We start from the raw sequence: 21,112 nt of genomic DNA, 5'->3' as shown, positions 1-21,112 counted from the left end.
AGACCAACAACCTGTACTTTGTCGTCTCGGTCCAACCGGACGAGGACGAGGTCGCGGGCCTTCATCTCTATCCGGGCATGCCGGCTACGGTGATGACCCCGTCCGAAGGTCGCACTGCGCTGGATTATCTCTCGCCATGTCCTTTGCGCCGCAGCCGACGCAGCGTGGCAGGCCCTGCATGGTCGTCAGCGACAACGGCACGGAACTGACCTCGCGCGCCATCCTTGGCTGGCAGCAGGATCACAGGGTCGAGTGGCACTACATCGCGCCCGGCAAGCCAACGCAGAACGGCTTCATCGCGTCCTTCAATGGCAGGCTGCGTGACGAGTGCCTCAACGAGCATCTGTTCGTCAGTCTCGCCGAAGCACGCAGGATCATCGAGGCCTGGCGCATCGACTACAACACAAGGCGACCACACTCGAGCCTCGATGGGCTCGCGCCGACGGAGTTTGCAGCCCGCCCCAGCGAGGGGCATAACCGGAACAGACTCTCCCTCTGAACGAGGTCATATCGGGGAGCACGTCACTAGCCATAGCCCTAGTCGGAAGAACTCAAGCGGTTTCCTGATAGGCAGATCTGGTAGGCAAGACAGTAGGCAAGCTTCCAAGTTATTGACATACAATGTCATATGACTCCCTTGGTAAGGGAGAGGTCGACAGTTCAATCCTGTCCGGCAGCACCATCTTTCCGACCGATCCGGTGCGTTGCCGCCCTTACCACGTTCGGGTTAGCCGCATTTGCCTGCTTGTCGGCAGCTAGACGGCCTTTGCTCTCGGCGCAAAGTCGAGGCATGCTCGGGTGGGGTCAGCAGCCGAACGTCAATGTCGTGGCGTTTCCGGCAGAGGGTTTGGGTGTCGGCGAAGTGGATCAGGATATACGCGCCGGGTGCATTCCGGCGCCGTGACGGCTGGTATGGCGGCGGGAAGGATATGTACGTCACCCCGCCGGCGCAGAATGTCGTCATGCTTGACAGGAAAACGGCGTGAACGTTCCGACAAAGCTGAGAATCACCAAAATCGAGGCGGCCTGTCGGCAAATCGACACCGCCATCGAGATGTTCTTCTTCGATCGCGATCCGGTGGCCATTCATACGATGGTTGCGGCTTCTCACGAAATCGTTCACGCGTTGGCGAAGCGCAAGGGCGTCGCCGACCTGTTGTTCGGCACGAACATGGTGAAGCACGAGTTTCACAAGCGATGGAACGAGATGGTCGTTTCCGATGGCATCTTTTTCAAGCATGCCGACGAGGACCCGGACGGAGAGCTCGAGTTCAATCCTGAATCCATGGAAGTGCTGCTGATGTTCACCTTGCGCGGCCTGCGCGGCATGGGTCACAGATTCAACGGACTGCAGGCAGCCTATTGGACGTGGTTCTGTCTGCACCATCCGGCTTCCACGATGATCGATGTGTTCTCGCTGAACCTTCCTTCGACGACGGCGACGGCCTTGCGGGCGATGCCAAAAGCCGACTTCGTTCGCACATTCCAGGAAGCGCATCGCCTGGAGAAGACCGCGAGAACGCTCGCTGCCGATGCGGGGGCAATGCGGTCCTAGACGGGCTCGCGCCAGCTCCCGCGATCAATCCCCTACCGACTCGCCCGTTGGTCCTTGGACCGGATCTGGGCTTCGTCCTGCTTCGCCAGCGTGGCAGCGGCCTGCTGCTGGAGGGTCGCAAGCTGCGCGTCGGACAGGTACCCGGTTTCCGGCAGGCCTTTGGTCTTCTGCCAGGCCGAGATCGCTGCTCGCGTGATCGGCCCGAAGTAGCCCGTCGCCGGAACGTCGTGGCCGAGCAGGGTCAGGGCGGCCTGCACCCGCTTCCGGTCCTGGTCGGACAGGTTCACCGCCGCCTCGGATTGCCGGGCGTCCGGCACCGCCGGCTGCGCCCTGCGCTCCGCGCCCGCGCCCTGTGCGTACAAGGCCGCGAGCTCGGCGGCATCGAGGTAGCCCGTTTCCGGCAGACCTTGCCTCTTCTGCCAGGCCGAGATCGCCGCTCGCGTGATCGGCCCGAAATAGGCCGTCGTGGGAACTTCATCGCCAAGCGCCGTCAGCGCCGCCTGCACCAGCATGCGATCGTGATTGGACAGGTTCATGGCGGCTTCGGACTGTTGAGCGGCCGAGACCGTCGGTTCCACCTTGCGCTCCACGGACGCGGCCTGTGCGTACAAGACCAGGCGTTGGGAGGCATCGAGGAAGCCGGTTTCCGGCAGACCTTGCTTCTTCTGCCAGGCCGTGATTGCCGCTCGCGTGATCGGCCCGAAATAGGCCGTGGTCGGAACTTCATCGCCAAGCGCCGTCAGCGCCGCCTGTACCAGCATGCGGTCGTGGTTGGACAGGTTCATGGCAGCCTCGGACTGCTGATCGGCCGGCTTCGTCGGGAGCTCGGCCTGCGTGTCCGGCCGGCTTTCCGCAGAAGGCGGCGCCGCCTCCTCCTCCACCGGCCCACTGGCATCCTCGACCTGGCGCCGGGCGGCTTCCTGGGCCGCGGCACGCGTGAAGGTAGCCTCGATCTCGGTTTCTTTCGCGCTGGCCTCGCGCGGCATCGTTCCGTTCTGCGCCAACGGCCGCTGTATGTCGGCCACGGCCTGGCGGAACGTTCCGTCGGCGGGGCCGGTGGGGGGCGCCATCAGCATCGCGGCGCCGGACATCGCGATCACGACAATGGCCGCCGCAAGCCACGGCACCCATCGGCCTTGCAAGGCATGGGTAAGGACCGCCGCCGCCGGCGACAGCGCATCGTGCGGCATCGCCGACATCTTCCTGTCTACCAATTCCGCGTCCGCCGATGCGGCATCGGGCTGGACGGCGACGGTCCACGGCCACGCGTGGTCGCCGCCTTCCGAAGCCGGCTCGGCGTCGCCGGCAGGTCGGCTCTTCTCTTGCGCGTCCTCGACCAGATGTTCCTCGATGATTCGGGCGAACACTCTCCGGGCGTCGACATCACCCTTCAGCAGCTCGAGGACACGCCGGAATTCCGCCTGCGCTTCATCGCCGGCGGGCCCGAACTTTCGATACAGCGCATCCAGCTTCGGATCGTCGAACGCGCTCGGCGGCTCCCACGCCTCCACAAGCATGGCCGTCGCGACGTCGTCGACGCGTGACGAATCGGCGTCCAACGGCATCGGGCCCGGCGCAACGGCATCTGTGTTGCCGCAGAAAAGGCATTTCGCGATCGTCGCGCCGCGCGGCTTGCCGCAACCGCTGCAGTAGCTGATGGGGCTGCCGCCAGCCCTGTCGAGAATGGCGCGCGCGGCTGCCTGGTCCGGCGCGGCTCCGACAGGACGCGACGACATCGACGAGTCAACGTCGCGCGACATGTGGGGCGCGACTGGCAATTCTCTCCTGGAGCGCATCTGTGCACCCGCTGGCGCAGCGTGCGGCTGCCCTCCGCACGGCCTGCGTCCGAACTTTCCCCCCGCGCCGAAATTCGGCCGGTGCACCAAAAGCATAAACCCATTGCCGACAAAGCGTCCTTCGGCGGCTTGGCTCTTTTGTATCAAATGTATCTGTCGACGCGGGACCGGAAGTCGCGCGTTGATGCTCGCCACCTACGCGTCGAACATGATGACCGATCGCAGCACCTTGCCGGACTTCATGCTGGCGAAGCCTTCGTTGATCTCGGACAGCTTGATGCGAGCCGAGATCCAGTCGTCGAGATGCAGGCGTCCCTTCAGGTAGTGCTCTACCAGGCGCGGCATGTCGATGCGGAAGCGGTTCGAGCCCATCGACGATCCCTGCATCTTCTTCTCGCCACGCAGGAACTCGAAGCCGTGCAGCTCGATCTTGGTGCCGAAGGGGATCATCCCGATGATGGTCGCCACGCCGCCCGGTCCCAGCATCTGGAACGCCTGTTCGGCCGTCACCTTGGCGCCAACCGCCTCGATGGCGTGATGGACCTGGCCCTTGGTCAGCTCCTTCACCTGCTCGACTGGGTCGCCGTTCCTGACATCGACAATGTCGGTGGCGCCGAGCTTCGTCGCGAGCTGCAGCTTCACCGGGTTGTTGTCCACAGCGATGATGCGGCCGGCGCCGACGATGGCCGCCCCGTTGATGGCGGCCATGCCGATGCCGCCGCAGCCGATCACCACCACCGTCTCGCCCGGCGCGACCTTGGCGGTGTTGAAGACGGCGCCGACGCCGGTGATCACGCCGCAGCCGATCAGCGCGGCGCGGTCGAGCGGCATGTCCTCGCGGATCTTCACGATCGCGTTCTCGTGCACGAGCATCTGTTCGGCAAAGGACGACATGTTGAGGAACTGGTGAATGGGGCCCGTCTTGTTCCAGGTCATGCGTGTCGACACGCCAGGCGGCAGCTTGACCTCGGTATTGGTGCAGATGGCCGGCCGGCCCGACAGGCATTGCTCGCAGGTCCCGCAGAAGACCGAGAGGCAGGTGACCACATGGTCGCCCTTCTTCACGTAGGTGACGTCCGAGCCGACCTCCTCGACGATACCGGCCGATTCGTGCCCCAGTACCGCCGGCAGCGGATGCGGGTAGAGTCCCTCCATGAAGTGCAGGTCGGAATGACAAAGCCCCGCGCACGCCGTCCGCAGCAGCACCTCGCGCGGCCCCGGCTTGCGCACGCCGACGTCTTCGATGACCAGCGGCTTGTTCACCTCGTGCAGCACGGCAGCTTTCATGATCTTGGCCCTCCCGGATTTGCCGACCACACTACGATTCGGCCGCGTTCGGCTCAACGACTCTTGAATCGGTGCGCCGCGGGCACCACATCGGTTTTGCATCATCAGGAATGGGTTTTGCCCATACCAACCTGTCGATCCCGGCAAGGTGGTTCCCGAGAGGGGATGAGGCCGAAGGGCAACGAAGGGATTCCCAATGATCACCCGCCGCGAGTTGATCCCGCGCGCTGTTGCGATTGCCGGCTGTGCGCCGGCGATCGTGCACTCGGGAAACCTCATGCCGGTAAGAAGCAGGTTCCATGTGAGATTGCCGGCGCGGATCGGACTCTACGATCGCAGGTACATCGCGCGCATCCTGCCGCGAATCATGGCGCTGCGAAGAGGCGGATTGTCGACTTACGGAATTGCCGCCGTATTAGAAAATGAATCGCGCGCCAGCGATCCTTTCAGGCTGGTCGAGCCCGGGTCGGCTCAACTGGTGATGCAGACGATCAGGGAGGCCGCGCTGCTGCGCGCCATGGATTTTGCGATGAGAGTCGACAAATGAAGGATACCGATCTGAAGAACGTTTATCTCGCCGCTTTCGAGAAGGAGAACAGCAAGGACGTGGATGTGTGCATCGCTGTCTGACGAGCCGCTGACGTTGCAGCTTTTGCAGGGCTCGTTCGAAGGCGACTCGGACGGCCTGTTCGATCTCCGACATTCCAACCAAAAGACGATCACGGTCCAAGCCAAGGGATTCCGCAAGATCGATCACTTCGATGACGATGGGCTGCTCTATCTCACGACCTACTACAACATCAAGGTGGGAGATGCCGTGTATCTCGGCCAGATCAGCGGCCGATCGCTGTCCCGCGACGGCTGGGTGGATATCCCGGTCCTGAACGTGAACGGCTACCTCGGCACCTTCGGCAAGGTGGGCAGACCGTAGGACGGCCGGCAGGGCGAGGTCGCCGCCGGCCGCCTCGTCCTATTTCGCAGCGACGGCCGCGGCTTGCTGGCGGAGCGTCGTGAGCTGCTCGTCCGTCAGATATCCGGTTGCCGGCAGACCCTGCGTCTTTTGCCACGCCGTGATCGCCGCCCGCGTGACTGGCCCGAAGTATCCCGTAGCCGACACTTCGTGACCGAGCGCGGTCAGGGCGGCCTGCACCCGCTTGCGTTCGGCGTCGGACAGGTTCAGGGCAGCCTCGGCCTGCGCGGGATCGAGCCTGGTCGGCTCGTCGGCGCGCTTTACCGTGGCAGCCTGCGCCTGCAGCGCCGCGAGCTGCGAGGCATCGAGGAAGCCGGTCGCCGGCAGACCCTGCGTCTTCTGCCACGCCGTGATCGCCGCCCGCGTGACTGGTCCGAAATATCCCGTGGTTGGAACTTCGTGACCGAGCGCGGTCAGCGCCGCCTGTATCCGCTTGCGTTCGGCGTCGGACAGGTTCAGGGCAGCCTCGGCTCGCTGCGGGTCGAGCTTCGTCTGCTCCTCTGCGCCCTTCGACGACACAGCACGTACGTTCAGGGAGACGAGCTGCGCTTCATCCAGAAAGCCTGTTGCCGGCAAGCCCTGCATCTTCTGCCAGGCCGTGATCGCCGCCCGCGTGATCGGTCCGAAGTAGCCGGTCGCCGGAACTTCGTGGCCGAGCGCCGTCAGCGCCGCCTGCACCCGCTTGCGTTCGGTGTCGGACAGGTTCAGGGCAACCTCCGCCTTCTCAGCCTGCTGCCGGACGTCGGCTTCGGGCCTCGGGCGGCTTTCAGCCATCTTCGCCGCCTGCTCGTCCGCCTTGCGGCGCGCCTCCTCGACAACCTGTCGCCGGGCATCTTCGGCCGCCTGCCGGCGGGCCGATTCTTCGGCCTCCTGACGTCGGGCCGCTTCCTCGGCGGCGAGGCGCGCTTCTGCTTCGGCCTGTTCCCGGGCTGCCTCGATCCTGGTCCTTTCTTCATCTTCTCGCTGACGGGCAGCCGCCTGCCGGGTTTCTTCCTCGTGGCGGCGAGTCATGGCTTCAGCGGCAAGCGCGGCTTCGGCGGCCTTGCGCGCCGCAGCTTCGCTCTCGGCCTTCTTCACGGCAGCCTCGCGCAACGCCGCCTCCTGCTGCGCCTGACGCTGCAGTTCGGCGACGGCGCGGCGGTGCCCTGCGTCGGCTATCTCGAGCGGCGGGACCGTCAGCTTCACGGCACCGCCGGACGCTGCCGCAATCACGACAATCGCCGCCGTCAGGGCCGGCGCCCATTTCCGTTGTCTTGCGAAGCTGCCGCCTGCCGCCACTGACTGGTCCTGTTGTGGCGTTGCCGGAATGGCTGGCGTTGCCGACACCGCGCCAAGCTCGGCGCCAAGGCGAGGCGCATCGTCGCCCGTCACCTGGGAAGGGTTTGCGACCGTCGCCGGCAGTTCGACCGGCAGAGCCATCGCGCGATCTCCGGCTGCGGCGGCCGGCTGGCCGGCTTCGCCAGCGCGATGCGAAGTCTGGGTAGGCGGCGCCGGCAGGGCGCCTTCGGCCGTCTTCGGCGTATCGGATCCCGTGGCAAGGGACCGGCTTTCGAACGTGCGCCTCAACTCTTCGATCTCGCGGGCAATCCTTGCCGCCCGGCGACGCCGTTCCTCCATCTCTTCCGCGGTTTCGGGCTCGTGCGGCGCGGCGGCCAGGTCGCGGTCCGCGGAACGCCGGCTCTTCTCTTGCGCTTCGCGCACCAGATGGTCTTCGGAGATCTGCGCGAACACCTTCGCTGCATCGACCTGACCCTTCAGCAGCTCGAGTACGCGCTTGAACTCCGCTTGAGCATCGGGGCCATGCGCCGCGAGCTTCTGGTAAAGGGCATCAAGCTCCGCATCGTCGAACGGGCTCAGTCGCTTGCGCGCTTCGGCAAGGAGGGCGGCGACGATGTCTTCGATACGGGCCGGATCCGCCACGACTTCCTGCTTGAATCTGTCGCGCAGATCGTCCGGGAGCTCGTTCAGGCGCTCTTCCGCGGCACGTGCCTTGTCGGAGTATTTGAGCAGCAAGGCATATTTGTCGGCGAGTTCCGACGGCTGCGTAGGTGCCGTGCTCGCGTCGCCGCTGCCGAAGACGGGTGTGCTTTGCCTGAAGGCAACACGCCGGCCCGGCGCGCTCCCGATCGCACGTAGCGGCACCACAGGATCAGGGCCATACTTGGTCGGGCCAACGGAGCCGCGCGACATGTAGAGCGCGGCGGGCAAGTCTCTCTTGATGCGCATTGATGCACCCACTATCGCCAGGCCGGCGATTCCCTCCGCACGACCCGCGTCCCACTTTTCCCACACGCCGAACCCCCTTCGGCGCGGGGAAAGCATAGGCCGATTGCCTGCAAAGTGTGTTTCAGCGGACCTCTGATTTTTGTATGAACTGTTTCCGTGGGCGCCTGGCCTTTGCGTCTCGCGGGCTGCAGCGACCGCCTGCCGTTTCTTTCAGCTCAGGATATGCGGTGCCCGGACAGCCGCTGCTCAACTTCATGCCCATGCCGCCTGCATCCCGAGCGGCCGGTGTCCGGCCGCATCTTGCGATCGGGGCCGTGGCCCCCTGTGGGAAGCCGCACCGTGACCCACGTCGAAGCATGGCCCGGGAGACAGAGCCGATCGAGATTTTGATCCAGCGCAAGGCGGTTGGTGGCCGTGCGTGCTGGCATCGTTGTGGCAAGGAGGACGCCAATGCCGACCAATCTCCTCGACTTTCTCGCCGCCACGGATGTCGTCGTGTTCTTCGGTATGCCCTCGCCCTGATGATCTGCGTTCTCATCCAGAATCGCGTTAGTTGGCGTCACCATTGATCAAAGCATTGTGGGGTGCGGCATGAGACAGCTTGGCGATATCGCATTCGAGCAGGATCCGCTTATCCTCAAGGCTACCGAATCGGTCGAGGAAGGCTGCCGACGGATGAGCGACCGCGGCGCAGGCTCCGTGCTGGTGTGTGACGAGACGGGCCACCTGGTCGGGATCTTCACCGGCCGGGACGCCGTCTGCCGCGTGCTTGCCCTCGGCAAGAACGCCACCCGCTGCACGCTGGCAGAAGCAATGACGCCCGAGCCCACGACCCTGTCGCCCGATCAATCCGCGATCGACGCGCTACGCCTGATGTGGGACGGCGCTTTTCGCCATGTGCCGCTGGTCAACAAAGCCGGACGGATCCTGGGCGTGGTGTCACGCGGCGACTTCAGGGGCCTGGAACTCAGCCGTCACGAAGACGAGCGCGACCTGTGGGAGCATATGCGCTGAGTCGGCGTGGCACGAAACCCACGAAACAAAAAGACGTCGGCGATGAAATCGTTTGCCAATGGAGTCGCCCCTCAGCCGGACTTAAAACGAACGCGGCCGCATCGGAGACTGCGGCCTGAAGTGGCCCACTTACATTCTCCCCTGTGGGCCACCGAGCGTTGAAGCCTCTCGAACCTGAAGCCCGTCTGGCCCGATCAGCCAGGCGGGCTCATTTTTGGGTCTGATTCAGGTCGAGGTGCCGGCAGCCAGCAAGTCCAGCATTCAACCCGGTTCAACTAGCGTTTCTGGTCGGCTTGACGCGGAACGCTATCCCGCACCTTGAGGAGCTCGGCGGCGAGGCGCTTGGCGACAATTGCGGTGCCGAGCTCGGTCCAGTGGCCGTCAGTCAGGCGATAGGTACCGCTGATACCTTTCAGGTCTTCAGCAAGGTCGATCGGATGCAGGCCCCGCTTGCTGAGCTCGGCGAGCAACACGCGACGCGCGGCCTCGCGACGGCGGTTCTGGCTGAAGTACCGCGGCCAAGGCTGCCAGTAGGCGGCGTAGCGCGGATCGACCGCCGCCATCGGCGCGACCGCAATAAGGAACTTGACTCCCTTCGACAGCGCAAGCCGGTCGGCGCCGAGCAGCCACGACAGTGTCGCCTCGATCTCCGCTGGATCGACCATGCGCTCGGCCTCGGCCTCGTCCTTCGGCGCAGGCCAGGTCGGGTGCAACAGCTCCCAATCGACCAGGTTGGCGAAGAGCCAGCCCTGGAGGAACTCGCGCTCGTCGTCGGTGCGTTCGAACGGATTCCAGAACGTTGCACCGCCCCGCCCAAACACCTCCTGCAGGGCCTGCCGGCTCGCGTCGGGGAAGTAATTCTTCTTGTAATAGTCCGCGAGCAGGCCCGCGCGCTCGGCAAGCGGCTTCTTCGTGATGTCGTTCAGGGTATCGAACTCGTTCGGGATCGATTTGTTGCCACGGCCATATTCCGAGAGGCTCAGGCGATTGACGATCAGCCAGTCGAGATGCGGCGCCACCGCGCCCAGCAGCGACGGCTGAGGCCGCTCGGCGACCAGCGGCGGGATCGACCACGAGGACAGCCTGTCGGAAACGAAGTCGTTGCCGGAATAGAACAGCTCGAGGATCGCATCGGGTTGCAAGCGGAGTGCCACCGACTTGATGCGATAGTAGTATTGCGGCGGCCCGGTCGCCGAGATGCCGAGATTGATCGCCTCGCTATCCTCGATGCCGCGCTGGCTCCAATCCTTCGCCACCAGCTCGCTGAGCGGGGTGAGCGAGAACATTCCTTCCAGAAAACTGTCGCCGACGAACACCGAACGGAAGCGGACGTCGGCCGGTCGTTCGACCGAGCGCTCCTCGTCCTTGAGTCCCCAACTATTGTAGAAGGGAATGGATTTCGGGTCGTTGGCCAGCGTTTTGATCTGCCTCATCCCGGCCGAAGACGCCACGATCGGCCGCAGCTCGTAGGCGGGCCACGGCGGGGTCAGGAACGTTGCCGCGAACTCCAGTCCTCCGATCGTCACTGCAACGAGCAGCAGACCGTAGATCGTCCAAAAGAGCGCCTTCTTCATCTTCCCTCGCCGGGCAGGGCGACGATATTCTCCGACAATGGCCGGCCCCGGATCCAGGCCTCGGTCACGCCGCTCGTGTTGAAGACATGGATCCGGTAGTCGAGCGACAGCAGCAGGTCCACCAGTGCTGCGGTGCCCGTGCCCTGGCGCTTGAGCGCTTCCTCGTTGGCCTCGATCAACAGGATCGGCCGGTGCTGGCACAGCAGTGTGCGGCCGCCCGAGAGCAGCCTGAGCTCAGCGCCTTCGACGTCGATCTTCACGACGTCAATGCGTGCGAGGCCGAGGCGCGCGCCGAGGGCATCGAGAGTCTCGATCGTGACCGTCTCGCGCGCGACCGCCGTCTCGCCCTCATGGATGAACCCGCCGAGCGTGTTGTGCCCGCCATGCCGCTTGGGGGCGATCTGCAGCTCGGCCGCACCCGATTGCTCCGCCAACGCGTGCGGGACGATCGTAACGTTGCCCAGCCTGTTGCGCGCAAGGTTCGCCTCGAGAAGGCCGCGTTCGCGTGAGCTCGGCTCGACCGCGACGACCCGCCCGGAGGCGCCGACACGGCGCGCCGCGAACAGGGTATAAAGGCCCTCGTTGGCGCCGATATCGACCACGCTCATGCCGGGACGCAGCACACGGTCGAAGAAGGCGAATTCATTGGGTTCGAACGAACCAGACACATAGAGGCAGAGACTGCTGTCATTGCCCAGCGTCACGCGCACGCGCGTACCCAAAAGCCACGGCACGACGATCGGCACCTCGAGCTGATGCTCGAGCGCACATCGCCACAACGCGCCGCGCCGCATCACCCACCATGGATAGGTGACGTAGTATTCGAGTGCGAATCGCCACCCCGGCACGACGCCGAGCCGAGGCGCGCGGCCGCGTATCGCGCAAGCGTAGAGCCGGCCGATCGGCGGCGCATTGAGCAGCAGCCACGGACCCAGCCGGTCGAGCCACAGGCCTAGGCGATAGCCCAGCCATTCCCACAGCCAGAACGATTGCTTCCCGCCCATTGCGCCGCTGTTTGACATGAAAACCATGGCCCTCCAAGGGCGGGCGCGCGTTCGCGCCCGGTCGCCGCGCGGACCGCCGCCGCCATGAACCGCTTCCCTCCCCCGATCAGGCAATCGCACATGGTGAGCAAGATCATCGACGCCATCGCCCTCGGCCGTAACGAGGATTACGAGCCATGCTGGAGCGCGAGGCCCGAAGGCGTGCTGGCGTGCAAAGTGCGTGCCGCGTCGGCGCGATTGCACCGTGGTCGACGCGGCCTTTTGCACGGCCCATACGCTCGCGCGTGATACTATTTCCGTCGCTTTGCGCGCCGAATAGCGGCTTAGCGCGCGGTCGCTCGCTTGTTCGCAGAGGACTGTCCTCTCGCCTTGAGCAGCTCAGCCGCGATCCGCTTCGCCGCGATGGAGGTGCCGAGCTCGGTCCAGTGGCCGTCGCTCAGGCGATAGGTGCCGCCGATACCGGCCAGATCTTCCGCCAGGTCGATCGGCGCCAGCCCGCGCTTCCGCAGTTCGGCGAGCAGGCGTCGCCGGGCCGCCTCACGCGCGAAGTTGATGCTGTAGAAGCGCGGCCACGGGCTCCAGAACTCGGCAAAGCGTGGGTCAACCGAGCCCATCGGCACGATCGCGATCAGGAATTTGCTACCACTCGACAGTGCAAGCTGGCGTGCCCCCAGCAGCCACGTCAGCGTGGCCTCGATCTCGGACGTGCTCACCATGCGGTCAGCCTCGGCGGCATCGTGCGCTACCGGCCACGTGCCGGTTTCCCAGTCGATCATGCTGGCAAGAAGCCAACCCGCCAGGAATTCCGGGTCCTTCCCCTTGCGTTCGAAGGCGGCCCAGAACGCATCGCCGCCGCGGCCCAGGATCTCGCGCATCGTGTCGCGGTCCTTGTCCGGGAAGTAGTGCCGCTTGAAGTACTCGGCCAGCAACCCGGCGCGCTGGCCGCTTGGCTTGTTCAGAACATCGTTCAGGATGTCGAATTCGTTCGCGATCGGCTTGTTGCTGCGGCCGAACTCCGAGAGGCCGAGGCGATTCACGATCAGCCAATCGAGATGCGGTGCGACAGCGCCCAACAGGGACGGTTCAGGCCGCTCGGCGACGACGGGCGGAATCGCCCAGGGCGAAAGGTCGTTCGATACGAAATCGTTGGCGGAGCATACCAGCTCCAGGATCACGTCGGGCTGGAGGTTCAGCGCAATCGACTTCAGGCGATAATAGTATTGCGGTGGTCCGGTCGCCGAGATGCCGAGATTGATCGCCTCGCTGTCATGGATGCCCTGTGCGGCCCAGTCCGCTTCGACGACTTCCCCAAGCGGCGCGCGGACAAAAATTCCCTCCAGGAAACTGTCGCCCACCAGTACCGAACGGAAGCGCGTGTCCGGGGGCCGGGTGATCGAGCGTTCCCGGTCGCGCAGGCCCCAACTGTTGTAGTGCGGGATGAGGTCCGGCGTGCTCGCCAACGCCTTGAGTTGCCCGACCGAGGCTTGGGAAATTCCGATCGGCCGCAAGTCGTAGGCCGGCCACGAAGGGGTGAGGAACGACGCCAGGAACTCGAGCCCGCCAATGGTGACGGCAACGAGGATCAAGCCGTAAACCGCCCAGAAAACGCGCTTCTTCAAGCTGCCTCCGCCACCCGTAGGGAGCATCGACGATCATCGAAGGCGGCGCAAATCACCTGGGTCCCGAAGAGTCCATGAACCGCGGTCTCCGAAACCTGGCAAGGCATGTTCTTGCGACTAGAACGCTTCCGCCGGCAGGGCCATCACCGTCGCGGCGCCCGCTTTGATCTGGTGGTTAAGCGAGGTCGCCTGCGGAAGGACACGCGCCATGTAGAAGCGCGCGGTCGCGAGTTTGGCCTCGTAGAAGGCCTTGTCGCCGCCGTTGGCGAGGCCCTTGTGCGCGGCGACCACGATGCGGTTCCACATGAAAGCCATCGCCGTGAGCGCCATCAGGCGCAGGAGATCGCTTGCGGCCGCACCCGCCTCATCCGGGTTCTTCATCGCATTCTGCATCAGGAACAGCGCGGCCTCCTGGACGCGGCCCATGGCCTTCTCCAACGGCTCGACGAACTCCTTCATCCTGTCATCGTTCTTGTTCGCGGCGATGAAGCCCGCGATCTCGCCCAGCAGGCGTTGCGCCGCCCGTCCGCCCTTCATCGGCAGCTTGCGGCCGACGAGGTCGAGCGCCTGTATACCGTTGGTACCTTCATAGAGTTGGGTGATCCGCGCGTCGCGCACGAGCTGCTCGACGCCATGCTCGCGGATGAAGCCGTGGCCACCGTAGGTCTGGACCGCGAGGTTGGCGCACTCGGAGCCCATGTCGGTGAAGTAGGCCTTGATGATGGGCGTCAGCATCTGGATCAGATCGTCCGCCGCTTCACGTTGCTTTTCATCGGGATGGCGATGCGCCTCGTCGATCAGCATGCCGACCCAGAGCGCCAGCGCGCGGGCTGCTTCAGTGAACGACTTCTGGGTCATCAACATGCGTCGCACGTCGGGATGCACGATGATCGGATCGGCCGGCCCGCCCGCGTTCTTCGGGCCGGTGAGGGAGCGGCCTTGCAGGCGGTCGCGCGCATAGGCGACGGCGCTTTGATAGGCGCACTCGGCGATGCCCAGCCCCTGCATGCCGACGCCGAGACGCGCGGCATTCATCATCACGAACATGGCGGGCATGCCCTTGTTCAGCTCGCCCACCAGCCAGCCCTTGGCCCCATCGAGGTTCATGACGCAGGTCGAGGAGGCCTTGATCCCCATCTTGTGCTCGATGGCACCGCAGCGGATACCGTTGCGTTCGCCAACCCTCCCGGCGGCTGTCGGAATGAACTTGGGCACCAGGAAAAGCGAGATTCCCTTGGTGCCGCCCGGCGCGTCCGGCAGCCGCGCCAACACGAGATGGATGATATTCTCGGTGAGGTCGTGCTCGCCGGCGGAGATGAAGATCTTGGTGCCGGTGATCGCATAGCTACCGTCCGCCTGCGGCTCGGCGCGGGTGCGGATCAGGCCGAGATCGGTGCCGCACTGAGGCTCGGTGAGGCACATCGTGCCCGACCACGTACCGTCAGTGAGCTTGGGCAGGTAGAGCTTCTTCAGCGCGTCCGAGCCGTGCATGGCGATCGCCTCGTAGGCGCCGTGGCTCAGGCCGGGGTACATGCCGAACGACTGGTTGGACGCGGTGATCATCTCGGTGATGGCAAAGCCCACCGTGGCCGGCAGTCCCTGTCCGCCATAGGCCGGATCGCAAGTCGTGGCGGTCCAGCCGCCCTCGCGGAACTGCCGGTAGGCTTCCTTGAAGCCTTTGGGCGTGCGCACCACGCCGTTCTCGTACGTACAGCCTTCCTCGTCGCCGCTGCGGTTCAACGGGAACAGCACGTTCTCGCAGAGCCGGGCAGCTTCCTCGAGGATCGCCTGGATCGTGTCGGGCGTCGCGTCCTCGTAGCCTGGCAGCCTGGCGAGACTCGAGACGTCCAGCACCTCGTTCAGCACGAACCGGATGTCCTTCAGCGGCGCCTTGTAGACGGCCATGGTCTCCTCCTCACTCGCTCCCGGGATCGATGCCGCGCTTCCTGAGCTCGGCCGTCACGTGGGTCTCCACGTCCTTGAATTCCTGAATATGGGCATCGAGATCGCGACGGCGGCGCTGCAGATCATCGATGTGCAGTCGGCTGCGGCGCAACAGTTCACGGAGCTGCTGCACACCGGTGCGGTCGACCTGATAAAGATCGAGCAGCTCCTTGATCTCGGCCAGCGAGAAGCCCAGCCGCTTGCCGCGTAGGATCCACGAAAGCCGTGTGCGGTCGCCGGCACTGTAGAGGCGCGTCAGCCCCTGCCGACGCGGCTTGATCAGGCCCTCGTCCTCGTAGAAGCGGATGGTGCGGGCGGTGATGCCAAACTCGCGCGCCAATTCGGCGATGCTATAGATGCGCTGAGGGTCGCGCTGGGTCTGGGGAGCTGCGGAAGCGGCGACGGGCATGGCGGAGAACTCATAGTTGACGTTTACGTAAACGTCAACTGGCGTTTAAATAACCGGAAGGCAGCGATATGGCGATCTATCAGCTCAATGACCGCAAGCCGGTCATCCCCGACTCCTGCTACATCGCCGAGGAAGCCATCATCATCGGCTCGGTGATCCTGGGCGAGCGCGTGAACATCTGGTTCGGCGCCGTGCTGCGCGGCGACAACGAGCCGATCGTGATCGGCGACGACAGCAACATCCAGGAGAACTGCGTGCTGCATACCGATCCCGGTGCGCCGCTGACGGTCGGCAAGAACGTGACGGTCGGACACCAGGTGATGCTGCATGGCTGCACGATCGGCGACGGCGCGCTGATCGGGATCCAGGCCGTGGTGCTGAACAAGTCGGTGATCGGCAAGGACTGCCTGGTCGGGGCCGGCGCCGTCGTGACCGAGGGCAAGAGCTTCCCCGACCGTTCGGTGATCTTCGGTTCGCCGGCCAAGGCGGTGCGCGAACTCAACGAGGAGAATGCGCTGCGCCTGGCGATGAGCGCCGAGAGTTACGTCAAGCGCGGCCAGAACTACAAGGCGAATTTGAAGCGGATCGGGTGAAGCGGGCGCGGCCAATGATCACTGCGCTCGATCATGTTGTGTTGCGCGCCTCGTTCGTTGACGGGGCGGTTAGCGCCTACGAGACGATGTTTGGACGACGCGCGCAGGACGGTCGCTTTCGACTCCGCAATGTCGGGCTTGTGATCGAGGACGAGGCAGCGACGGCGCATCTGTCGGCCATCGTGTTCGCGACCGAGTCGCTCGACGACGCAGCCCGCCTGCTCGAACGGCGCGGCGTGCCGGGCAAGCGCGAGGCCGAGCGGCTGGTACTCGCCCGCGCTGCGACGCACGAAGTGCCGATCGCCCTGATCGAGCGTGCGGGCGAGCCACAACCGTCATCGCTCGTGGGAGCCGACGAGGCGGCTTCCATCGTCGCGCTGGACCACATGGTCATACGTTCGCCCAATCCAGAACGAGCCATTGCCTTCTATGGCAGTCGTCTTGGTCTCGACCTGAGACTGGATCGCAGCAATCCGCAATGGAACACGCGCCTGCTGTTTTTCCGTTGCGGCGATCTCGTGGTCGAGATCGCGCACGATCTCAACGCAGGCGTCTCCGACAAGCCCGACCGGATTTGGGGTCTGAGCTGGCGCACCCCGGATGTTGCGCGCTGCCATGCACGTCTGAGCAAGGCCGGCGTCGAGCTATCGGTCCCACGGGACGGTCGCCGGTCCGGAACACAGGTCTTCACCGTACTCAGCCATACCGCCAATGTACCTACCATCGTCATCGGCGGCCTTGGACGCTGGTGATTGCAGCCGCATGGCACCGCATGCGATGCTGCAACAAAAATCATCATAATACTCGGAGGGGACAATGAAGATCGGCCTGCCATTCGCCGCGATCGTGGCCAGCGCCACCGGCCTTGCCTGCACGACGCCGGCATCGGCGCAGGCGGTCGTAAACGTCTACTGTTCCGTGCAGGTCGAGTGGTGCACGCTCGCCGCCAACGAGTTCCAGAAGGCGACCGGCGTCAAGGTCTCGATGACGCAGAAGGGTTCGGGCGAGACCATCGCCCAACTCAAGGCCGAGGCGCAGAACCCCAAGGGCGACGTCTGGTTCGGCGGTACCGGTGATCCCCATCTGCAGGCCGCCGAAGACGGCCTGACCGAGGCCTACAAGTCGCCGCATCTCGCCGAGCTGCATCCGTGGGCGGTGAAGCAGAACACCGACTCGGGTGGCAGCACGGTCGGCATCTACGCCGGCGCATTGGGCTTTGGCTACAATACCGAGTTGCTTGCCAAGAAGGGCGCCAGGGCGCCGGCCTGCTGGGCCGACCTCCTGAAGCCCGAGTTCAAGGGTGAAGTCCAGGTCGCCAATCCCAACTCGTCCGGAACAGCCTATGTCGAAATCGCGACGCTGGTGCAGCTCTGGGGCGAGGACAAGGCATTCGACTACCTGCGGAAGCTGCACGCCAACATCAATTCCTATACCCGCTCCGGCACCGCACCGATCAAGGCGGTGGCGCGCGGCGAGACCAGCGTCAGCATCAGCTTCATCCATGACGGCGTCACCGAGGCCCTGGCCGGCTTCCCTGTGAAGGTGACGACGCCGTGCGAGGGCACGGGCTACGAGATCGGCTCGATCAGCATCGTCAAGGGCGCGCGGCACATGGCGAACGCCAAGAAGTTCTACGATTGGGCGTTGACGCCCGAAGCACAGAAGCTTGGCGCGCAAGCCAAGCAATTCCAGGTGCCGTCAAACAAGGCGACGCCCGTCCCGCCCGAGGCACCCAAGTTCGCGGACATCAAGCTGATCGACTATGATCAGGCCAAGTACGGCAAGTCGGCGGAGCGCAAGCGCCTGATTTCGCGGTGGGACTCGGAGATCGGCAGTCTGCCCAAGCCCTGATCTCCGTCTTGCCCGTGCTGCGTCGGGGATGAACGTGCGCGCACCGCTGGCGTGGTCGGCCGCAGGCCTGCTCGCCGCGTTCCTGTTGCCCTGGTACGCGATCGAGACCGGACTCGATTCAGTCCCTTGGCAGTCGGGCCTGTGGATGTCGGAGGACTACGCGTCGGGCGTCGCCCAGGCAGTCGAGCACGGCAAATGGTGGCTGGCGCCGCCCTTGGTGGTGCTGGTCGCATGTCTCGTCGTTTCGCTGGCGCCGCTGCCGCGACGGCGGCGCGGCATCCTTCTCGCAACAGCGAGCGGCATTGGACTCGTGCTGCTTGCTGCGCAGGCCCTCGCCATTGGCCTGCACGGCTGGAGTGCCGGCTGGCTCGCGTCGCTGTTCGGCGAGCTGGGCAGCCGACAGGGCGGCTTGGGTGGCGGCGGAGCTCTGGCCCTCATTGCGCTCCTGTCGCTGTTGTCGATCGGGTTGGCGCAGCGAGGCGCGTTCGGCGGCGACGCCTTCGTCGCCGGCGCGGTGACGACCGTAGCCGCCTCGATCCTTCTCTTCACCGCATGGCCGATCCTGCACATCCTTGTACAGGCCTTCCAGGACTCTGACGGCGTCTTTCGGCCATTGCTGCTGATCGAGCGCCTGGCGGCGGCCAAGATCTGGAGCCTGCGCTGTCTCGTCGGCCGGGGTGGCTGTGGCGTTGCATGGAACACGCTGTTCCTGGCGCTCTGCTGCGGCGCCGGATCGACGGCGCTGGGGCTTGCCTTCGCGCTGGTCGCCACTCGTACCGCCTTCCGCTTCAAGCGAACGCTGCGCGTGCTTACGGTGCTGCCGATCATCACCCCCCCTTTCGTCATTGGCCTGGCGCTGATTCTGGTGTTCGGCCGTTCCGGCCTGGTCAATCACTTCCTCGAATGGTCGCTTGGCATCCCGCCGACACGCTGGATCTACGGCTTTCCCGGCGTGCTGCTGGCCCAGCTCTTCGCCTTCACGCCAGTGGCCTTTCTCGTGTTGATCGGCGTGGTCGAGGGTGTGAGCCCCACCCTCGAGGAAGCCGCGCAGACCTTGCGGGCCGACCGCTGGGCGACCTTCACGACAGTCTCGCTGCCGTTGATGCTGCCGGGGCTGGCCAACGCTTTCCTGGTCGGCTTCATCGAGAGCATTGCCGATTTCGGCAATCCCATCGTGTTGGGCGGCGATTTCGGCGTGCTGTCGACCGAAATCTATTTCGCCGTCGTAGGGGCCCAGCTCGACTACGGACAAGCGGCGGCACTCGCCCTCCTGCTGCTCGCAATGGCGCTGGCCGCGTTCTACCTGCAGCGACAGCTCGTCGGAAGACGTTCCTACGCCACGATCTCGGGCAAGGGCGACGCCGGTCTGCCGACACCCCTGCCCGATGCGGCGCGTCACACTGCGCGGTGGATCGCACTGCCCTGGGCGGCTTTCACTCTCCTGCTCTACGCTTTCACTTTCGTGGGCGGGCTGGTGACGGTGTGGGGACGCGACTACACGCCGACGTTGGCGCACTACGTCAAGGCCTTCTCGATCGAACGCTCGGCCGAGGGCCTGATCTGGTCGGGCGCGGCATGGAACTCGTTCTGGACCACCGTCAAGCTCGCGGCCATTGCCGCTCCGCTTACGGCTGCACTAGGTCTGGTCACGGCATGGCTGGTGGTACGCCAGCGCTTCGTCGGCCGTGCCACGCTGGAGTTCGCCACCATGCTCAGCTTCGCGGTCCCGGGCACGGTGATCGGCGTGGCTTACGTCTTCGCATTCAACGTGCCTCCGTTCGAGATCACCGGCACAGCGCTGATCATTGTGCTCTGCTTCGTGTTCCGCAACATGACCGTCGGCGTGCGCGCCGGCATGGCGGCAATGAGCCAGATCGACCGCAGCCTCGACGAGGCCTCGGCCACGCTGCGCGGCGGCGTCCCGCAAACGCTGTTCTACGTCGTCATGCCTCTGATGCGGCCGGCGATCGTCGGCGCGCTGGTCTACGGTTTCGTGCGCGCCGTGACCACGGTGAGCGCCGTAGTGTTCCTGGTGACGGCGGAATACGATCTCGCCACCACCTACATCATCCTGCGCGTCATCAATGGCGACTATGGCCTCGCCATCGCCTACAGCTGCGCGCTGATCGCGTTGATGCTGGCGGCGATCGTGCTGATCCAGTTCCTGGTCGGCGACCGGCGACTTGGCCGCCGGCCGATAGCGCTGCAGGGAGGACGCGCGTGAGCGTCACGTTCACGAATGTCACCAAGCGCTACGGCAGCGTCACTGCCGTGGCGGGCATCAGCTTCACGGTACAGGCCGGCACGTTGGTGACATTGCTCGGTCCCTCCGGCTGCGGCAAGACCACGACACTCCGTATGATCGCCGGGCTCGAGCTGCCGAGCGAAGGTCGCATCGAAATCTCCGGCCGGGACGTCACCGCCCTTGCAGCCACCCAGCGCGACGTCAGCATGGTGTTCCAGTCATATGCGCTGTTTCCGCATATGGACGTGCTCGAGAATGTCGCCTACGGCTTGCGCCGCTCCGGGCTGGCAAGGGAGGAGGCAGCACGGTTGGCGCAAGCCGGGCTGGCCCAGGTCGGACTCGAGGGCTATGGCCGGCGCCAGCCATCCGAGCTTTCGGGCGGTCAACAGCAACGCGTGGCGGTGGCGCGCGCGCTGGTACTAAAGCCCTCGGTGCTGCTGTTCGACGAGCCACTCAGCAATCTTGATGCGCGGCTGCGCCGCCAGATGCGCGAGGAGATCCGCGAATTGCAGCAGCGGCTCGGCCTCACGGTGGTCTACGTGACCCACGACCAGCAGGAGGCCATGGCGGTATCCGACCGCATCATCGTGATGAACGCGGGCCGTATCGAACAGCAGGGCGTGCCGCGCGATCTCTACGAGCGGCCGGCGACCCCTTTCCTCGCCCGCTTCATGGGCGAATCCAATCCGGCGCGTGGGCGTGTGCACCGTCTCGATCCGAAGCGGGTCCGCGTGCAGCTCGGTCAGGCGCAGATCGACATCGAAAATGCCACCGCATCCGACGGCGAGGCGACGGTCGCGGTACGGCCGGAAGCGATCGTGGTCGAGACGGCGCCTGGCCCGACGAACGCATTGACCGGCACGGTGGCGAGGACGAGCTATCTCGGCACACATATGGAATACTCCATCGACACCGAGGCGGGCCTCCTGTTCGCCACTTGTCCGCGCGTCGAGCGGCCGCTCGCTCCGGGGGACAAGGTGGCCCTGATCCTCGCGTCGAGAGGCGTGATTGTCGTAGAAAGTTGA

At 65.0% G+C, this 21,112-nt stretch carries 17 protein-coding genes, 1 pseudogene and 1 riboswitch; of the genes and pseudogenes, 10 read left to right on the top strand and 8 right to left on the bottom strand.

Annotated elements, in window-relative coordinates:
• Positions 1–163 precede the first annotated feature (163 nt).
• A pseudogene (locus VH499_RS19435) lies at positions 164–499 on the top strand (transposase family protein); the annotation flags it as partial.
• 483 nt (positions 500–982) lie between these two features.
• Positions 983–1,555 carry a hypothetical protein gene (locus tag VH499_RS19430; protein WP_332054407.1) on the top strand — a complete coding sequence of 191 codons (573 nt, stop codon included), beginning with the start codon at positions 983–985 and terminating at the stop codon, positions 1,553–1,555.
• A gap of 32 nt (positions 1,556–1,587) precedes the next feature.
• Here VH499_RS19430 and VH499_RS19425 read toward each other — a convergent pair whose 3' ends face one another.
• Together VH499_RS19425 and VH499_RS19420 are read right to left on the bottom strand one after the other, a co-directional pair.
• Positions 1,588–3,546 (bottom strand): peptidoglycan-binding protein, encoded by a 1,959-nt coding sequence (locus tag VH499_RS19425; protein ID WP_332054406.1) that lies wholly within the window; start codon positions 3,544–3,546, stop codon positions 1,588–1,590.
• Positions 3,547–4,638 carry a Zn-dependent alcohol dehydrogenase gene (locus VH499_RS19420; RefSeq protein WP_332054405.1) on the bottom strand — a complete coding sequence of 364 codons (1,092 nt, stop codon included), beginning with the start codon at positions 4,636–4,638 and terminating at the stop codon, positions 3,547–3,549.
• A 96-nt stretch (positions 4,639–4,734) separates the two neighbouring features.
• A riboswitch (SAM-I-IV-variant riboswitch) is annotated at positions 4,735–4,834 on the top strand.
• On the opposite strand from VH499_RS19420, the gene VH499_RS19415 reads away from it, so the two are divergent.
• Both VH499_RS19415 and VH499_RS19410 read left to right on the top strand, forming a co-directional pair.
• The gene (locus tag VH499_RS19415) at positions 4,835–5,185 is read left to right on the top strand and encodes a hypothetical protein (protein ID WP_332054404.1); all 351 of its coding nucleotides are present in this window, start codon (positions 4,835–4,837) and stop codon (positions 5,183–5,185) included. It abuts the riboswitch before it with no gap.
• 63 nt (positions 5,186–5,248) lie between these two features.
• Positions 5,249–5,569 (top strand): hypothetical protein, encoded by a 321-nt coding sequence (locus tag VH499_RS19410; protein ID WP_332054403.1) that lies wholly within the window; start codon positions 5,249–5,251, stop codon positions 5,567–5,569.
• Between the two features lie 39 nt (positions 5,570–5,608).
• Here VH499_RS19410 and VH499_RS19405 read toward each other — a convergent pair whose 3' ends face one another.
• Positions 5,609–7,834 (bottom strand): peptidoglycan-binding domain-containing protein, encoded by a 2,226-nt coding sequence (locus VH499_RS19405; RefSeq protein WP_332054402.1) that lies wholly within the window; start codon positions 7,832–7,834, stop codon positions 5,609–5,611.
• Between the two features lie 591 nt (positions 7,835–8,425).
• Between VH499_RS19405 and VH499_RS19400 the strand changes: the two genes are divergently transcribed.
• Positions 8,426–8,848 (top strand): cyclic nucleotide-binding/CBS domain-containing protein, encoded by a 423-nt coding sequence (locus VH499_RS19400; RefSeq protein ID WP_332054401.1) that lies wholly within the window; start codon positions 8,426–8,428, stop codon positions 8,846–8,848.
• A gap of 275 nt (positions 8,849–9,123) precedes the next feature.
• On the opposite strand, the gene VH499_RS19395 is transcribed toward VH499_RS19400, so the two are convergent.
• The 5 genes from VH499_RS19395 to VH499_RS19375 form a co-directional block, all read right to left on the bottom strand.
• Entirely contained in the window at positions 9,124–10,422 is a 1,299-nt protein-coding gene (locus tag VH499_RS19395) for a hypothetical protein (protein WP_332054400.1), read from the bottom strand.
• Positions 10,419–11,453 carry an FkbM family methyltransferase gene (locus tag VH499_RS19390; RefSeq protein ID WP_332054399.1) on the bottom strand — a complete coding sequence of 345 codons (1,035 nt, stop codon included), beginning with the start codon at positions 11,451–11,453 and terminating at the stop codon, positions 10,419–10,421. The genes VH499_RS19395 and VH499_RS19390 overlap by 4 nt, the downstream gene beginning before the upstream one ends.
• Before the next feature lie 296 nt (positions 11,454–11,749).
• On the bottom strand, positions 11,750–13,045 hold the full coding sequence (locus VH499_RS19385) for a hypothetical protein (RefSeq protein WP_332054398.1): 1,296 nt from the start codon (positions 13,043–13,045) through the stop codon (positions 11,750–11,752).
• Positions 13,046–13,162: 117 nt separating this feature from the next.
• The gene (locus tag VH499_RS19380) at positions 13,163–14,950 is read right to left on the bottom strand and encodes an acyl-CoA dehydrogenase C-terminal domain-containing protein (RefSeq protein WP_332054397.1); all 1,788 of its coding nucleotides are present in this window, start codon (positions 14,948–14,950) and stop codon (positions 13,163–13,165) included.
• Between the two features lie 10 nt (positions 14,951–14,960).
• Positions 14,961–15,398, bottom strand: a complete 438-nt coding sequence (locus VH499_RS19375) for a MerR family DNA-binding transcriptional regulator (protein WP_332054396.1) — start codon at positions 15,396–15,398, stop codon at positions 14,961–14,963.
• 68 nt (positions 15,399–15,466) lie between these two features.
• On the opposite strand from VH499_RS19375, the gene VH499_RS19370 reads away from it, so the two are divergent.
• The 5 genes from VH499_RS19370 to VH499_RS19350 all read left to right on the top strand — a co-directional run bounded on the left by VH499_RS19370 (position 15,467) and on the right by VH499_RS19350 (position 21,112).
• Positions 15,467–15,991, top strand: coding sequence for a gamma carbonic anhydrase family protein (locus tag VH499_RS19370; protein ID WP_332054395.1), 525 nt, complete (start codon positions 15,467–15,469; stop codon positions 15,989–15,991).
• A 14-nt stretch (positions 15,992–16,005) separates the two neighbouring features.
• Positions 16,006–16,743: a VOC family protein gene (locus VH499_RS19365; RefSeq protein ID WP_332054394.1), complete on the top strand. Its 738-nt coding sequence runs from the start codon at positions 16,006–16,008 to the stop codon at positions 16,741–16,743.
• Between the two features lie 64 nt (positions 16,744–16,807).
• Entirely contained in the window at positions 16,808–17,842 is a 1,035-nt protein-coding gene (locus tag VH499_RS19360; protein ID WP_332054393.1) for an ABC transporter substrate-binding protein, read from the top strand.
• A 28-nt stretch (positions 17,843–17,870) separates the two neighbouring features.
• Positions 17,871–20,066, top strand: a complete 2,196-nt coding sequence (locus VH499_RS19355) for an iron ABC transporter permease (protein ID WP_332054392.1) — start codon at positions 17,871–17,873, stop codon at positions 20,064–20,066.
• On the top strand, positions 20,063–21,112 hold the full coding sequence (locus VH499_RS19350) for an ABC transporter ATP-binding protein (protein ID WP_332054391.1): 1,050 nt from the start codon (positions 20,063–20,065) through the stop codon (positions 21,110–21,112). The genes VH499_RS19355 and VH499_RS19350 overlap by 4 nt, the downstream gene beginning before the upstream one ends.

The sequence above is a fragment of the Reyranella sp. genome, from assembly GCF_036558665.1.
Lineage (GTDB): Bacteria > Pseudomonadota > Alphaproteobacteria > Reyranellales > Reyranellaceae > Reyranella.
This window is presented reverse-complemented; position numbering and strand designations above follow the sequence as displayed.

Bases quoted from the DNA above. Each gene is read 5' to 3' on its own strand.
- VH499_RS19420 (WP_332054405.1), bottom strand. From the start codon at position 4,638: ATGAAAGCTGCCGTGCTGCACGAGGTGAACAAGCCGCTGGTCATCGAA.
- VH499_RS19415 (WP_332054404.1), top strand. From the start codon at position 4,835: ATGATCACCCGCCGCGAGTTGATCCCGCGCGCTGTTGCGATTGCCGGC.
- VH499_RS19410 (WP_332054403.1), top strand. From the start codon at position 5,249: ATGTGTGCATCGCTGTCTGACGAGCCGCTGACGTTGCAGCTTTTGCAG.
- VH499_RS19405 (WP_332054402.1), bottom strand. From the start codon at position 7,834: ATGCGCATCAAGAGAGACTTGCCCGCCGCGCTCTACATGTCGCGCGGC.
- VH499_RS19400 (WP_332054401.1), top strand. From the start codon at position 8,426: ATGAGACAGCTTGGCGATATCGCATTCGAGCAGGATCCGCTTATCCTC.
- VH499_RS19395 (WP_332054400.1), bottom strand. From the start codon at position 10,422: ATGAAGAAGGCGCTCTTTTGGACGATCTACGGTCTGCTGCTCGTTGCA.
- VH499_RS19390 (WP_332054399.1), bottom strand. From the start codon at position 11,453: ATGGTTTTCATGTCAAACAGCGGCGCAATGGGCGGGAAGCAATCGTTC.
- VH499_RS19380 (WP_332054397.1), bottom strand. From the start codon at position 14,950: ATGGCCGTCTACAAGGCGCCGCTGAAGGACATCCGGTTCGTGCTGAAC.
- VH499_RS19375 (WP_332054396.1), bottom strand. From the start codon at position 15,398: ATGCCCGTCGCCGCTTCCGCAGCTCCCCAGACCCAGCGCGACCCTCAG.
- VH499_RS19370 (WP_332054395.1), top strand. From the start codon at position 15,467: ATGGCGATCTATCAGCTCAATGACCGCAAGCCGGTCATCCCCGACTCC.
- VH499_RS19365 (WP_332054394.1), top strand. From the start codon at position 16,006: ATGATCACTGCGCTCGATCATGTTGTGTTGCGCGCCTCGTTCGTTGAC.
- VH499_RS19360 (WP_332054393.1), top strand. From the start codon at position 16,808: ATGAAGATCGGCCTGCCATTCGCCGCGATCGTGGCCAGCGCCACCGGC.
- VH499_RS19355 (WP_332054392.1), top strand. From the start codon at position 17,871: ATGAACGTGCGCGCACCGCTGGCGTGGTCGGCCGCAGGCCTGCTCGCC.